At 39.1% G+C, this 13,580-nt stretch carries 12 protein-coding genes; 2 read left to right on the top strand and 10 right to left on the bottom strand.

Annotated features, from left to right (window positions below; all coding sequences use genetic code 11):
* Nucleotides 1-248 precede the first annotated feature (248 nt).
* From ACE1CC_RS34905 to ACE1CC_RS34930, 6 genes are all read right to left on the bottom strand, one after another.
* Nucleotides 249-1,022 (bottom strand): Uma2 family endonuclease, encoded by a 774-nt coding sequence (locus ACE1CC_RS34905; protein WP_413275032.1) that lies wholly within the window; start codon nt 1,020-1,022, stop codon nt 249-251.
* Nucleotides 1,023-1,228: 206 nt separating this feature from the next.
* A complete protein-coding gene (locus tag ACE1CC_RS34910; protein ID WP_413275033.1) occupies nt 1,229-2,812 on the bottom strand; it encodes a hypothetical protein in 1,584 nt (527 codons plus the stop codon).
* 75 nt (nt 2,813-2,887) lie between these two features.
* Complete coding sequence (locus tag ACE1CC_RS34915) at nt 2,888-3,310, bottom strand: hypothetical protein (RefSeq protein ID WP_413275034.1); 423 nt, start codon at nt 3,308-3,310, stop codon at nt 2,888-2,890.
* A gap of 11 nt (nt 3,311-3,321) precedes the next feature.
* Nucleotides 3,322-4,290: a hypothetical protein gene (locus ACE1CC_RS34920; RefSeq protein WP_413275035.1), complete on the bottom strand. Its 969-nt coding sequence runs from the start codon at nt 4,288-4,290 to the stop codon at nt 3,322-3,324.
* Nucleotides 4,291-4,972: 682 nt separating this feature from the next.
* Entirely contained in the window at nt 4,973-5,347 is a 375-nt protein-coding gene (locus ACE1CC_RS34925) for a hypothetical protein (protein WP_413275036.1), read from the bottom strand.
* Between the two features lie 476 nt (nt 5,348-5,823).
* Complete coding sequence (locus tag ACE1CC_RS34930; RefSeq protein WP_413275037.1) at nt 5,824-6,096, bottom strand: DUF1830 domain-containing protein; 273 nt, start codon at nt 6,094-6,096, stop codon at nt 5,824-5,826.
* Nucleotides 6,097-6,244: 148 nt separating this feature from the next.
* On the opposite strand from ACE1CC_RS34930, the gene ACE1CC_RS34935 reads away from it, so the two are divergent.
* Both ACE1CC_RS34935 and ACE1CC_RS34940 read left to right on the top strand, forming a co-directional pair.
* Nucleotides 6,245-6,871: a TVP38/TMEM64 family protein gene (locus ACE1CC_RS34935; protein ID WP_413275038.1), complete on the top strand. Its 627-nt coding sequence runs from the start codon at nt 6,245-6,247 to the stop codon at nt 6,869-6,871.
* Between the two features lie 12 nt (nt 6,872-6,883).
* Nucleotides 6,884-8,413, top strand: coding sequence for a mercuric reductase (locus tag ACE1CC_RS34940; protein WP_413275039.1), 1,530 nt, complete (start codon nt 6,884-6,886; stop codon nt 8,411-8,413).
* Nucleotides 8,414-8,691: 278 nt separating this feature from the next.
* On the opposite strand, the gene ACE1CC_RS34945 is transcribed toward ACE1CC_RS34940, so the two are convergent.
* From ACE1CC_RS34945 to ftsH4, 4 genes are all read right to left on the bottom strand, one after another.
* Nucleotides 8,692-9,984, bottom strand: a complete 1,293-nt coding sequence (locus tag ACE1CC_RS34945) for a sensor histidine kinase (protein WP_413275040.1) — start codon at nt 9,982-9,984, stop codon at nt 8,692-8,694.
* Nucleotides 9,985-10,176: 192 nt separating this feature from the next.
* Nucleotides 10,177-10,587, bottom strand: coding sequence for a response regulator transcription factor (locus ACE1CC_RS34950; protein ID WP_413275041.1), 411 nt, complete (start codon nt 10,585-10,587; stop codon nt 10,177-10,179).
* A 271-nt stretch (nt 10,588-10,858) separates the two neighbouring features.
* Nucleotides 10,859-11,071 (bottom strand): high light inducible protein, encoded by a 213-nt coding sequence (locus ACE1CC_RS34955; RefSeq protein ID WP_413275042.1) that lies wholly within the window; start codon nt 11,069-11,071, stop codon nt 10,859-10,861.
* Between the two features lie 293 nt (nt 11,072-11,364).
* Entirely contained in the window at nt 11,365-13,245 is a 1,881-nt protein-coding gene (gene ftsH4 / locus ACE1CC_RS34960; protein ID WP_413275043.1) for an ATP-dependent zinc metalloprotease FtsH4, read from the bottom strand.
* Nucleotides 13,246-13,580: the final 335 nt, after the last annotated feature.

The following is a 13,580-nucleotide window of genomic DNA, read 5'->3' on the forward strand; positions in this document are numbered from 1 at the left end:
AATAGTTATCTATCAATGGGGCGGGGGACAATGCCCCACCCCCCCAAAAACAAAAAAAATTTTTGGGGGGGGGAATTACACCCCCAGTTGTTTATTTTTTATTTAAAAAAAAATATTTATAAAAAAAAATAAAAAAAATCCCTGTGGTTTTATCTCCACCCACCCATATTTTTTTTTTTTTTTGTGGGGGGTTTTTTCCCCCCCCCGCCCCATTGATAGATAACTATTTTCACTTTATTTATTTGCACCTACTTACTAGGCAAATTATTGGGATCGATACCCTGCGATCGCAAATAAGCAATCAGCCTTTCTTTTTCCTGGCGTTCCTGTTCGGCCCGTTGGCATTCTTGTTCAGCCCGTTGGCGTTCCTGTTCAATTTTTTCTACCGCCCAAGGTAACAAATTACCATCTTTATCCCACCACCTTAACCAATATCCTGTTCTTCCTTCTTTGGTTCCTTGCCAAGTTCCTAAAAATAACCCCATTGCTTCAACCCAATGACGACCATTTTCATCAGGTTGTTGTAATTCATAACGCCGATTTTCTAACCCATAATATTCTAATAAACCGCCGTCTGGATCAAATATTACGTAAATGGGAATTTGCAATATCTGTTCGTAAAAAAACCATTTTCCCGGAGGATAGGTGCGTTTAAAAGAATATTCGCTACCATCTTTATCTGATAAAAATTCGATAACTATGGCTGGTACTTCGCCTTCTAAATTGGGTGTATAACTTTTGCGTTCTGCTAAAATCTCTTTCACTGATGCTACATATACCCAATCTGGTGCTTTAGCGATAAATTGCTCGTTTATTGTGGCACAAAGAGCAAAGTTAGAGGCGATTAACATCTGTGGTTGAATGAAACCAATGAGTTCCAAACTTTCCCTTAAAGCTCCTGCTAAAAGTGGCTGTCCGGTATTATCCACTGGTTCATCCTCTAACTGAAAATCTTCCGGTAAAGGTTCCCAAGAAATTACTATTCCTGGGGGTGATTTGGTTTCGCCGAGTAGGGTTGCCATAAACGCTACTTTAGGTTAATTTGTTTTGATTTTATCAAAGTTTCTGGGTAAGTGCGTTGGCGAAGCCTGTTGCGAAGCAACGTATCGCAATAGACATCTCCAAAAAACATTGTAGAGACGTTGTATACAACGTCTCTACAATGGTTCTAGGAATATAACTAGCAACTTGCGTTAAGTAAAAAAGATGGCAGGTATCATACAACACTTTATCTTTGACTAACAGCCGCATAATTAGTCCGATAAACTGTTAGTTTTTCTTTGGCTTGAACCGAAACAAAAGTATTATTAGGAATCGCTTCTAACAAACTAATTGCTTCTTGCCATTTGGCTTTTGCTTGCTGCCAAACTTCTGCCGGATGAGGTGGATTTTGGGCAATAACAGCAGCTTCCATCGCCAATTTTTTAGCATTTTCTAGATTAGCTGATGCTTTTTCTTCAGCGATGAGTCTGTTACTGATAGCAGTGTAGTTAGTTCGATAAACATTTAGTTTTTCTTTAGCTTGAACAGAAATAGGCAAATTTTCGGGAATCGCTTCTAATAAATTAACAGCTTCCTGCCATTTAGCTTGGGATTTCTGCCAAATTTCCAGCGGATGAGGTGAGTTTTGAGTCATTACAGCAGCTTCCATTGCTAGTTTTTGGGCTGTTTCTAAATTTGCTGCTGCTTGTTGTTCGGGATTTGGTTTTTGGATAGCTTCCAAGTTTACCGATGTCTCTTGTTCAGAAATTGGTTTCTGGGAAGTTTCCAAATTTGTAGATGTCTGTACTTCAGGATTTTGTGTTTGTACAACTGCTAAGTTTACTGATGTTTGTTGTTCAGTATTAGGCTTTTGAGCAGTTTCTAAATTAGCAGATGTTTGTGGTTGAGAGTTGGGTTTTTGCTCATCTTTATTTTGCGAAAGGTGCAGGTTATTTAATAACTGCTGAATCTGTGGGGTTGCGATTCCACTTGTCCAACCTGCGTAACCTAAAGCGGCGACAGTTGATGCAACTAATAAAGCTTTTATGGGAAGGCGACTACTTTTAACTGGTGATTTTATTTGTTCGTTTTGATTTCTGGTTTTTGCTGTTTTTTTCTGTTTTTGTTCTTCGGCTTGGCGGCGTTTTTCTTCTTCTAGTTGCTTAATATATTCTTCTGCTTGTTTTCTTAAGCTATTGGCTTGTTCAAGTAAAGTATTAGATAATAGTTTGATAAAATCACAATCCTGCTCAAGAATAGATTTGAGTGTTTTTATTTGCCCTGCATACGCTATCAAAAGCTCACCGTCATTGTTATAGCCTACAATTGAAAAAACAGATTCTTCTAATAAATAGATTAGTTTTTTTATAATTTCAACTTCATTATCAGTTTCGGCTAAAGTTTGAGTTGATTTTTCTAAGTTTAACTGGATTTCCCTAATTTGGTCTTGAGATAACTTTATTTGCTGAAGCTGTTGCTTTAAGGCTTGTTCGTTATCAATTTTTAATGTGATTTTTAAACTTTCATCGAGTTGCTTTAGTTGCTCTTTTAGACTTGATTCTCTACCCCACTCTAATTCGATTAAGAAATCGTCATCAGTTAACAACTCTGAAGTTATTTCTTTAAGCCAATTCGCCTCGACAATAAGACTATCAATATCAATTTCATCTTTTAGTAAATCATCATAGTTGTTTTTAATTATCTGCAATTGCTCTTGTGCATTGACGAGCCAGAATTTTTGCCGCACTAGTCCCGGACAAGTATCAATAGTAAGACTTAGATTATCCTGATAGTTTTGTAGTTCTTTAACAAGGTTTTCTAACAATTCCATAACTTACTCCTTTGTAGGATGGGTATTGCCCACCCTACTTTCTTTAATTAATTGTTGAACTGAGAGACTAATAAATCAAAATGTCCATTCATGGTTTGGATCGTCAAGTGCTGCCTGGACAGATGCTAAGTTTGCTAATTCTTTGAAAGGGCTAGATTTCGCTAATTCTGTAATTGAATCTAGGGCTAATCCGAGTTGAGTGTTATTGTTAGTTGCCATTGCCCGATCGACTACATCGAATAGTTTACGAAAATTTTCTGCTCGTTCATCAAATGAGCGATCGAGGTATTCCATAACGAAATCGCGATAAGTATTAATCTTGGCTATGGTTGTTTTTTCCCACGCTTTGATTTCACGCCGCTTAGTCTTTTCTTGTTCGACAATTGTTTTGTATTCTAAGTATTGCGAAATAAGTTGCTGAAAACATTCAGTAGGATCAATAGATTCAGTTAATTTATTGAATCCATAAGCAGATTGTGCTATTTCGTGAATTGACATCTTGAATTCTCCTATACAGTTGAGTACTTAGCTTGAATAGTTGCAGTTGCCGGATTGAGGTTTCCTTCGCTGTCTAAAACAGGTGTTTTCATAATTTCTGCAAGTGCCTTAATCAACAGTCCTACCTGCTGAAACTTGGCAGCATCCCGTTGACGATTGAAAGGTTGGGATTCAAGTTCATTAAGATTTTGATTAGCAAGTTTCTCTAATTTATGCACCAATTTTCCCAACTCTCTAACTCTCTGTTCAACCCGTTGTAAAAAATCTCCAGCTGTTTTTAGTCTGCTGATTTCAACATTAACTTTGGCTTCATATTCGTGTGCTTTGGTTAAAGCCTGTTCCCCTTTACCTGCAAGCACAAAGCCACCTACTGCCAAAGCAGGGCCAACTGTAATACCTCCCAGGACAACTGTACCGAGAGCCATACCACCACCACCAGCTGCAAGCGAACCGCCTCCAAGCCATGCTAAGGTTGCGTTCCAAGCTGCGGCACCGCTCAATCCAGAGATAGCGGCTCCGGTACCTGCAACTCCCACAGAAGTTGCCAGAGAGGTTGCAGCTTGACCTGCTGCTGCACCAGCCAAGGCAGCCGTAGCACCACCTTTGGCAAAATGTTCTGCTTTCATTGCCTCGGCTTCGTACTCTTTAAGCTGCTGCACTGACAAGCCTTCTAGTCCAGCTAAAAACTGCATATCGCTTTGGGAAGCCTTCTGACCAGTGCGCTTGATGAAGTCAACAAATCGCCCAATTGTGAGTTGTCTAACTCGAATTTGGAGTTGCCCATAAACTTCTGCTAACCTGTTGGTCGCTTCCCACTCTACTTGCAATTCACTCTTAGCAAGGTCGTATCTTTCTTGAGCAAGTTCGCCAATTTCCTTGGCTTCATTCATTTTGCCCACGCCTTCAACACCTTTAACTGCACCGTAAGCGGCACTAGCCAAGGCAGCCGCACCCAAAATGATGGGTATTACAAAAATCATGAAATACTCCTAATTGTAATTGGAATTAGGTCAGGTATATTTAATTAAAAAAGTTACTTTGTTAATTGAATTTTTAATGATGAATATAAAAGTATTATAAAAAAAATACATATCACTACCCTCAGTATATGTACTGAAATGCAATGATGAGGTTTTCTTATATACTTAAAAATAGTGAAAAGTAGAGCTTTTTTTAAAAAAAATCTCAATTAACTGCCTAGAAAAGTTGGTTGAATCCCCAGAAGTATTGATCGGGAGTTGAGAAATAGTATTTTAGGTATTGAAAAATTTTTTTAATAGTTGTTAATTAGGCGATCGCTTTTTTGCCAGTGGTGAAAGTGCGATCGCAAAGCCAGCACCAAGGCTTTTTCCATAATATCTTCATCAAAGTACAGACGAATTTGACTCACGCGGGATCTCTTAACTAGAATGTTGTACTGATAAGCGATCGTATTCCCCTTCATCTGCTGTCAGAGGGGTTTTGACTCTATTTATCGTAAACAATAATTTACACTATAAAAAACATTCAAATTAAACGTTCATAAATTTAATCTTGCTAGTGATTGTTATTTGAGGAGAAGATGCGATCGCATTACACACCACGCGATACTTGCTACGCACACGCTACGCGATCGCGCATCCTAGAGACAACATAGCAAAATTGTAATTTTGCATTGTCATTTTATTTCTTCATTGGACAATAATCTGAGCAATTAACTGCTTCTGAAGTCAGAGCAATAGCAGGATTTACAGCGCATCGAAGATAAGGATTATTCGTAAAATAACGACAATTTTTACAAGGAACCTGATCCAGATTTTTCATTATGGAAATCTTATGTTTGGCGAATTTTAACAAATCCGTAGAGAGCATCAGGTACATCAACCAAAAGGTAAAAAAAGTAGTGGGAATTATATATAATGATGCTGCCGAAATATCGGGTAAATTCGGTCTATTTACATAAGGTTCCGAGTTAATTGATTGAATTGGTTTTACCTCAGTTATAGCTGACAGCATCGGTTCTGAATTAGAAAAATTAAGGGAGCTTTCAATTGACATTTTGTTTGCCTCTGTTACTAAAAGTTTACACAAAAATTTCCTTTAAGGATGATCCCAGGAATTATTTTATCCGACTCTTTTTTTGGAGAATGTTTAAACTCAGCACCTAGTAATGCCAAACTTAATCGAGTCTCCCCAAAAAATAATATTATTTTGAAACCATTATCTGTTTAACAAAAATTTTGGCTCTTTTTCACCTGTCTTAAGGATTAAGTAAGAAGTGTAGATTTGTTGTTCTCCGAATGTATTCTAAAAATAATGACTTATTCATACACAGCTATTGGCAGCAATAGTTTAGTCTGCATATAACCAGGTATACCTAATTTTATAGATTTAAAATATTGCATCTATCTTTGGTTAAATTCAGGGCAGGTAATTAGTTTTATTGATAAACTTATCAAATCTGCCCCAGCTTTGCAACTCTTTTGCTTCAGGAATTACTTCGCTCAAGCTATGTCAGTAGATTTTTGGCTGATTTAAACACTTAAATCCATTACCTGCAAGCGATCGCAGTTAATAGTATCTGCCAAAATTGTAGTTACCTTAGCACTGGTATGAACTTCTAGCATACCTTGGAGCGGTGCTTCAAATAACAAAGCTTCTCCGGGAAAAACCACTTTCTCAAAATACCAGTTAGGAACATTCCCTATTCGCAAAATTTGTAACTTGCTAGAGACATTTTTATAATGACATAAAGAAAGTTCTATTGAACTAAAGTTATCTTCTGTGAGACTGGATGAACTAACCATGAAAAAACACCTGAATTTAACAATCGTCTTTTAAAGTATCTAAATAAAAAATTATACTATATAAACATAAGGATTTTATAAAAATTTAATTTTGCTAGATTATTATAATAGCAGCCCGCTCTCTTAAATTTTTGCTTTGAGGGAATCAATGAATATGCAAGAAATTGTCAATAATGCGTTAACTTGGATCGAGCAACTTGGCCCTTGGGGAGCGATCGCATTTATCCTACTATACAATCTCGCCACCGTGCTATTTATCCCCGGTTCTCTTCTCACCTTGGGAGGAGGTGTCATCTTTGGTGTATTTTGGGGTTCCATTTATGTGTTTATTGCCGCAACTCTGGGAGCAACTTTTGCATTTCTCATTGGCAGATATTTAACTCGTGATTGGGTAGCCAAAAAAATTGCCGATAATTCTAAATTTCAAGCTATTGATAATGCCGTTGCCAAAGAAGGTTTCAAAATAGTCTTACTCACTCGACTTTCGCCAGTATTTCCCTTCACTCTTTTAAACTATGCCTTGGGGATTACAAAAGTTTCTTTAACCGACTATATACTAGGCTCAATTGGCATGATACCCGGAACAATTATGTATGTTTATCTTGGTTCCTTAGCAGGTAACATTGCCATGATTGGTGCCGGAAATGTCCCAACAAATCCGCAAGCAGAAACCGCTCAATGGATAATTCGGATAGTTGGTTTTATTGCCACAGTTGCCGTCACAATTTACATTACCCACCTTGCCAAAAAATCACTCCAAGAGAGTGTTCAATAAGGAGAAAATTCCATGTCTCAAACTGAAAAGTTAACTCTTTACCCAATGGATGTATATAATCAAAAATTAGTCTCTCAAGTGCATCCTGAAAATTGGGTAAATCCTCAACCAGCAGAGCGTTATAACTTAGTTGTCATTGGTGCGGGAACAGCGGGATTAGTAGTTGCTGCTGGTGCCGCAGGTTTAGGCGCAAAAGTAGCTTTAATTGAGAAAAATTTAATGGGGGGAGACTGTTTAAATGTGGGTTGTGTACCTTCAAAAACTATAATTCGTTCTTCTCGCGTCGTCGCTGATATTTCTCACTCCCAAAAATTCGGCGTTCATGTTCCTGATGGTACAGAAGTTGATTTTCCCGCAGTCATGGAACGGATGCGAAAAATCAGATCGGATATCAGTCATCATGATTCTGCACAACGATTTCAGAATCAATTAGGGGTTGATGTTTTTTTAGGTGAAGGACATTTTTCTAGTAGCAATACTATTGAAGTTGCTGGGAAAACTTTGCGATTTAAAAAAGCTGTAATTGCTACAGGTGCTAGAGCCGCCAATTTGAATATTCCAGGGTTAGAAGAAGCGGGTTATCTTACTAATGAAACTGTATTTAACCTCACCGAAAAACCGCAACGTTTAGCAGTAATTGGTGGAGGGCCAATTGGTTGTGAATTAGCACAAAGTTTTCAACGTTTGGGTTGTCAAGTAATTTTGTTGCATAACAATGAACATATTCTCGATCGCGAAGACGCAGAGGCAGCAGAAATCGTCCAAAAGGTATTTATCCAAGAAGGCATTAATTTAATTTTGAATTCAAAAGTTAATCGAGTGGAACAGCAGAATGGCGAAAAAGTTATTTACTACGAATATCAAGGTAAACAAAACTCTGTAACAGTAAATCAAATTCTGCTTGGTGTGGGAAGAAAACCAAACGTAGAAGGATTAAATTTAGAAACAGTTGGCGTTGAATATGATGCTAAAAAAGGCGTTTTTGTTAACGATAACTTACAAACAACAAATCCAAACATTTATGCCGCAGGTGATATTTGCATGAAATGGAAATTTACTCATGCTGCTGATGCTGCTGCCAGAATAGTCATTCAAAATGCTCTGTTTTTAGGTAGGAAGAAATTAAGTACACTCACTATGCCTTGGTGTACTTATACAGATCCAGAAATTGCTCATGTGGGAATGTATGAATCGGAAACAAAAGAACAAGGGATTAATGTAGATACATTTTTTATTCCTTTAAGTCAAGTCGATCGCGCAATTGCTGATGGTGAAGAAACCGGATTTGTCAAAATTCACGTCAAAAAAGGTAGCGATAAAATTTTAGGTGCAACCATTGTAGCGCCTCATGCCGGAGACATGATTAGTCAAATTACTTTAGCAATGGTTAACAACATTGGATTAGGAAAAATTGCTTCTGTAATTTATCCTTATCCTACCCAAGCAGAAGCAATTCGCAAAGCCGCAGACGCATATAATCGCACTCGTCTGACACCATTTGTTAAGCAGTTATTTACTACTTGGTTAGCTTGGACAAGATAAAATTCATAACTAATCTTTATAAGTATAGCAGTTCTCATAACGCTGAGGTATACATATTGTAGGGGCGGGTTTAGCTGAAATCCTTGCTGTGTCAAAGATCTATCAATCAAAACCCGCCCCCAAATGTACCGCATCCAAACGAGAAACGCTATAGATGCAACTAAATAAAGTGATAATAGTTATCTTTGGATGAGGCGGGCAGGATGCCCGCTCCACAAGAGTTACAGCTTTCTTGTGGGGCGGGCATCCTGCCTGCTTGGTTTTGACTTTATTTACATCTACCTACTTATAATTGGTAATTGAATAGTAAAAGTTGCGCCTTCACCGGGATTACTGCTAGCAGTAATAGTACCATTGTGTGCTTCGACAATGCGTTTGGCGATCGCTAAACCTAAACCTGTGCCATTACCAGAACGAGAGCGATCGGCTGTATAAAACTGTTCAAAAATATGTGGCATATCGTTGGTGCTAATACCTACTCCTTGGTCACTAATTTTAACTAAAATTTTGTTCTCTTCTATCTGTCCATTAATAGAAACTTCTGAGTTAGGAACTGAATACTTAATCGCATTATCTAAAATGTTTAAAAAAGCTTGTAAAAGTCTTTCTGGATCGCCACTCACTTTTACATCAGGTACATCTAACTTAATGCCCACATTACCAGATTGCAATCGTAGTTCTACGGCTCTGACAGCACGTTCAATTAAAGATTTTAAGCGAAAATCTTTCCTTTCTAATTGAGTTACACCTGCTTCTAATCTGCCTAAATCTAGTAAATCGTGAATTAACCGAGATAAACGTTTCACCTCTTCTTGTGCAGTGCTAATAAAGCGATCGCGTATTTCTGGTTCTTCATCTGCGCCACTTGCTAATGCTTCCAAAGTCACAAAAACATTACTTACCGGAGTTCGCAATTCATGAGAAACATTAGCTAAAAAAGATCGTCTTTCACTATCCAGCGAAGCCAATCTTTCACTCATCCGATTTAATTCAAAAGCTAATTTACCTATCTCATCATCTTGACGAATATTTAATTTATCCCCAAAATTACCACCTCCCATTCGCACCGCAAAATTACACATTGATTGGATCGGTCTAGCCATGCTCCGAGTTAAATATTCACTAATAACCGCACAAAGTAATACTGTAATAATTAATGTTAAGAAAACTGACAAAATTAATCTTTGAAACTGACGCTGGAACTGGTCAATAGTGATTGACATTCGCAACACGCCTAGTAACTGACCATTGCGAACTATAGGTTTAGCAGCATATAAGCGATCGTCATTAGATAAAACACCTCTGGCTCTACCTTGAACAGCTTTATTTTGCAACGCTTCTTTAACTCCAGGAACCTCCAACCAATTAGTTATGTTGTTGTCAATTTTAGGCGCAGAAGTTGTTAATAACCGACCTTTAGGATCAAAAATCCGTAGCGTAATTGAATCTGGCGAACCATAACGTTTTACAATTATGTCTACCCGTTCTACATTATTGTTCTCTAATGAGTCAGCTACGCTTTCACTAAGAGCAGAAGTCCAAGCATCTAAATCTGCTTGTCTAGTTCTCATAAAATAATCATGAAAAGACAACAAAATATAACTTGCTAAAACTGATGTACCTAAAGCAGTAAGTGCTAAATAAGTAGTAAATAACTTGGTGTGAATTGAATTCCATTTAATACGAATTAGCTATGCACCTCCTGGGTTTTGGTGACTAGGAACTGGGAACTGGGAAAGTTTTTAGCTTCGTTTGAGAGAGTTTTAAGTTAATGAGTTTTCCTGCTCCCCTGCTCCCCTGCTCCCCTGCTCCCCTGCCCGACGACGGAGAACAGCTTTAATTCTAGCTAATAGTTCGCGAGTGCTAAATGGTTTAGTGATGTAGTCATCTGCGCCAGCTTCTAAACCCCAAATTTTATCTATATCTTGGTCTTTAGCTGTGAGCATGACGATCGGAATATCAGAAAATGCTCTCAAGCGCCAGCATACTTCCATGCCATCTATTCCAGGCAACATTAAGTCTAATAAAATAATGTCTGGAACTTGTTTATGAAATTGCTTAATTGCGGTCATTCCATCACCCGCAGTCGTCACCATGTAACCTTCTTTTTGTAAGGTGTAAGTCAGACTTTCCCGCAAAGCCTCTTCATCATCAACTAATAAAATGTGTGGCATCCTTTACTATCTTGACTAAATGTACATCAAGCTGCTATGTCAATTAATTTTTTTGAGCAGCATTAAGAAATTTTGAAAAAGGTTAGCTTTTTATTTATTAATTTACAAATCAAACTGGGGCAAAACTTCTATCTAAAGAATGAAATTTATGCTTCAACTAACCCGATCGCTTAATTATTAAAACTTTTTACCTTATAAAAAAAACTGGGTGAATTATGCTACACCCAGCTTTTAATGGTTATGGCAAAGATATTGAAACATGGAGATTAATTTAGAGGCTAGTCAACCAACCGACGATACCATGTCCGGTAACTACTTCCATTATTAACAGAGAAGCAAAGCCAATCATTGCTAAACGACCATTTAATTTTTCTGCATATTCTGTAAAGCCAGTACGGGGAGTGCTGTCAACATAAACTTTTGGTTCAATAGCAAAGTTATTTAATCTGCCGCCTTCTTCTACGGTGTAACTACGTGAAGTCATTTTTTTATCTCCGTCTTTTTATTACCCTATGTTAAGAACTGTAACACATATCGTTAAGAAATGTAAAGTAAATTAAGTCTGTTGTAACGACTTCAATCGTTGCTGAGGTCAGGCAACAAAAAAACTCAGATCGCAGCACCAAGAGGCAGAGCCTCTGTTTCTCGTTCCCAGGTTGAACCTGGGAACGAGATCGAAGGAGGTTCTACCTCCAAAAGTGGAGCAAGATCTGAGAAAAAAACCGGATTTCAAACGAAATCCGGTTGATAAAGGTATTAATTTTGACTCAATAAATTCTAAGCATGGACAGGAGCTTGATCGACAGGTTGAACTTTACCGAGTAACTCGTGTAAATCATTACCTTCAATCACTTCTGTATCCAAAAGTTTCATGGAGATGGTTTCCAACAAGTCGCGATTTTCCTTGAGAATATGTAGAGCTTGCTGGTGGGCAGTTTCTACGATGTCTTTGACTTCTTGATCGATCGCTTGAGCAGTTTCATCAGAAACCATGCGCCGAGGATTCATCATATCAGCATTGCCCAAGAAAGATTGCTGATTTTTGTCGTAAGCCAAAGGCCCTAAAACCTTGCTCATCCCGTAGGATGTGACCATGCGTTCGGCTAAGTCTGTCGCCCGTTGTAAGTCATTGGAAGCGCCAGTGGTGATACTGCCAAAGATGATTTCTTCAGCGGCGCGTCCACCCAACAGGGTAGCGATTTCGCCCCGCAGTTCAGCTTCATCCATTAAGAAACGGTCTTCTGTAGGCAACTTGAGAGTGTAACCCAAAGCTGCCATACCACGAGGGACGATCGAGATTTTCTCCACCTTACCGCTACCGGGCATCAGATAACCGACTAAAGCGTGACCAACTTCGTGATAAGCGACAATTTTCTTTTCTTTATCGTTGAGGACACGGCTTTTCTTTTCTAAACCAGCAACGACCCGTTCGATCGCTTCGTTAAAATCCTCTTGCGCCACAGCATCCCGTTTATTCCGCGCCGCCAATAAAGCCGCTTCATTGACTAAGTTTGCCAAATCTGCGCCAGCAAAACCGGGGGTACGGGTGGCGATCGCCTTCAAGTTAACATCTGAGCCTAATTTTACCTTTTGGGCGTGGATATTAAGGATTTCTTGCCGACCGGACAGATCGGGACGATCGACTAACACTTGACGATCGAAACGTCCCGGACGTAACAAAGCTGGGTCTAAACTTTCTGGGCGGTTAGTTGCAGCTAAAACAATTACCGTTGCGTCACCTGCGGCAAAACCGTCCATTTCCGTAAGCAACTGGTTAAGAGTTTGTTCTCTTTCATCGTTACCGCCGTAGAAACCGCCACTGCTACGAGATTTCCCGATCGCATCCAACTCATCAATAAATACAATACAGGGAGCTTGCTTTTTCGCTTGCTCAAATAAATCTCTCACCCTTGCCGAACCTACGCCGACAAACAGTTCCACGAACTCGGAACCAGAAATGCTAAAGAATGGTACGCCTGCTTCGCCAGCCACAGCCTTAGCTAATAAAGTTTTACCAGTTCCCGGAGGGCCAACTAACAGCACACCTTTGGGAATTCTTGCCCCAATTTGGCGGAAACGACCGGGATTTTTCAGGAAATCGACAATTTCGACTAATTCAGTCTTGGCTTCTTCTACACCAGCGACATCAGCAAAAGTGATTTTAGCTGACTCACCTTCAACATAGACTTTAGCTTTACTTTTCCCGATCGAGAGCGCACCTTGAGGCCCACCGCCACTGCGACTGATGAAAAACTGCCAAATGGCAACAAAAATTAACGGGGGTATCACCCACCCTAACAGACTAGTAAACCAGCCATTTTTTGGTGGAGGGGCAGCAGCAAACTCAATTCCTTTTTCCTCCAAACGTTTCGGCAATTCTAGGTCAAAGATGGGAGTCGTCTGTAAAACCAAAACTTGTCCAGGTTGATCGGGGTCTGGTTTGAGCTGATAGCGAATTTCGTCTTGACCAACAGAAACTCGCGCCACTTTCCCATCTTGCACTTGATCGATAAACAAGCTATAAGGTACTCGTGGCACTGAAGGGCTAAACAAATTCGGTAAGAACAAGTTCACCAGGAGGAATAAGCCGGAAATTAGCAATAAAATATTCCCTATCTGGCGAGAACGAGGAGGTTGAGGCTGGTCTTTAATTGCCATTAATCTTGATACTCCTTTGATGCGAACTGTCGCATAACCTAATGTTTAGCAGCCAGCTACTCAAATTGAGTTAACGTGACTCAACTCTGGGGCTTATGCCCTGCAACTGAGCAAATTTTTCTCTAACTGTTACAAGCTTAACAGTTAGGTATATTTAGGGAAGGGTGTTCATCTTTGCGGAAAACCCCCATAATCATGGGCGGCTTTCTTACCCAATCTTCATTTCCCCTAGTTCTGATAATAGAGGAGTAGGGGAAAATCCTGATCGATGTTGTAACTCAGAGAATTTAGAAGACATATTCCTGTTGGATTGAGATTGAAGGTTGCAGTGGTGG

The sequence above is a fragment of the Floridaenema aerugineum BLCC-F46 genome (genome assembly GCF_041929345.1).
Taxonomy (GTDB): Bacteria; Cyanobacteriota; Cyanobacteriia; order Cyanobacteriales; family Aerosakkonemataceae; genus Floridanema; species Floridanema aerugineum.

Coding starts and splice junctions, on each gene's coding strand:
- ACE1CC_RS34905 (WP_413275032.1), bottom strand. CDS start 1,022: ATGGCAACCCTACTCGGCGAAACCAAATCACCCCCAGGAATAGTAATT.
- ACE1CC_RS34910 (WP_413275033.1), bottom strand. CDS start 2,812: ATGGAATTGTTAGAAAACCTTGTTAAAGAACTACAAAACTATCAGGAT.
- ACE1CC_RS34915 (WP_413275034.1), bottom strand. CDS start 3,310: ATGTCAATTCACGAAATAGCACAATCTGCTTATGGATTCAATAAATTA.
- ACE1CC_RS34920 (WP_413275035.1), bottom strand. CDS start 4,290: ATGATTTTTGTAATACCCATCATTTTGGGTGCGGCTGCCTTGGCTAGT.
- ACE1CC_RS34925 (WP_413275036.1), bottom strand. CDS start 5,347: ATGTCAATTGAAAGCTCCCTTAATTTTTCTAATTCAGAACCGATGCTG.
- ACE1CC_RS34930 (WP_413275037.1), bottom strand. CDS start 6,096: ATGGTTAGTTCATCCAGTCTCACAGAAGATAACTTTAGTTCAATAGAA.
- ACE1CC_RS34935 (WP_413275038.1), top strand. CDS start 6,245: ATGAATATGCAAGAAATTGTCAATAATGCGTTAACTTGGATCGAGCAA.
- ACE1CC_RS34940 (WP_413275039.1), top strand. CDS start 6,884: ATGTCTCAAACTGAAAAGTTAACTCTTTACCCAATGGATGTATATAAT.
- ACE1CC_RS34945 (WP_413275040.1), bottom strand. CDS start 9,984: ATGAGAACTAGACAAGCAGATTTAGATGCTTGGACTTCTGCTCTTAGT.
- ACE1CC_RS34950 (WP_413275041.1), bottom strand. CDS start 10,587: ATGCCACACATTTTATTAGTTGATGATGAAGAGGCTTTGCGGGAAAGT.
- ACE1CC_RS34955 (WP_413275042.1), bottom strand. CDS start 11,071: ATGACTTCACGTAGTTACACCGTAGAAGAAGGCGGCAGATTAAATAAC.
- ftsH4 (WP_413275043.1), bottom strand. CDS start 13,245: ATGGCAATTAAAGACCAGCCTCAACCTCCTCGTTCTCGCCAGATAGGG.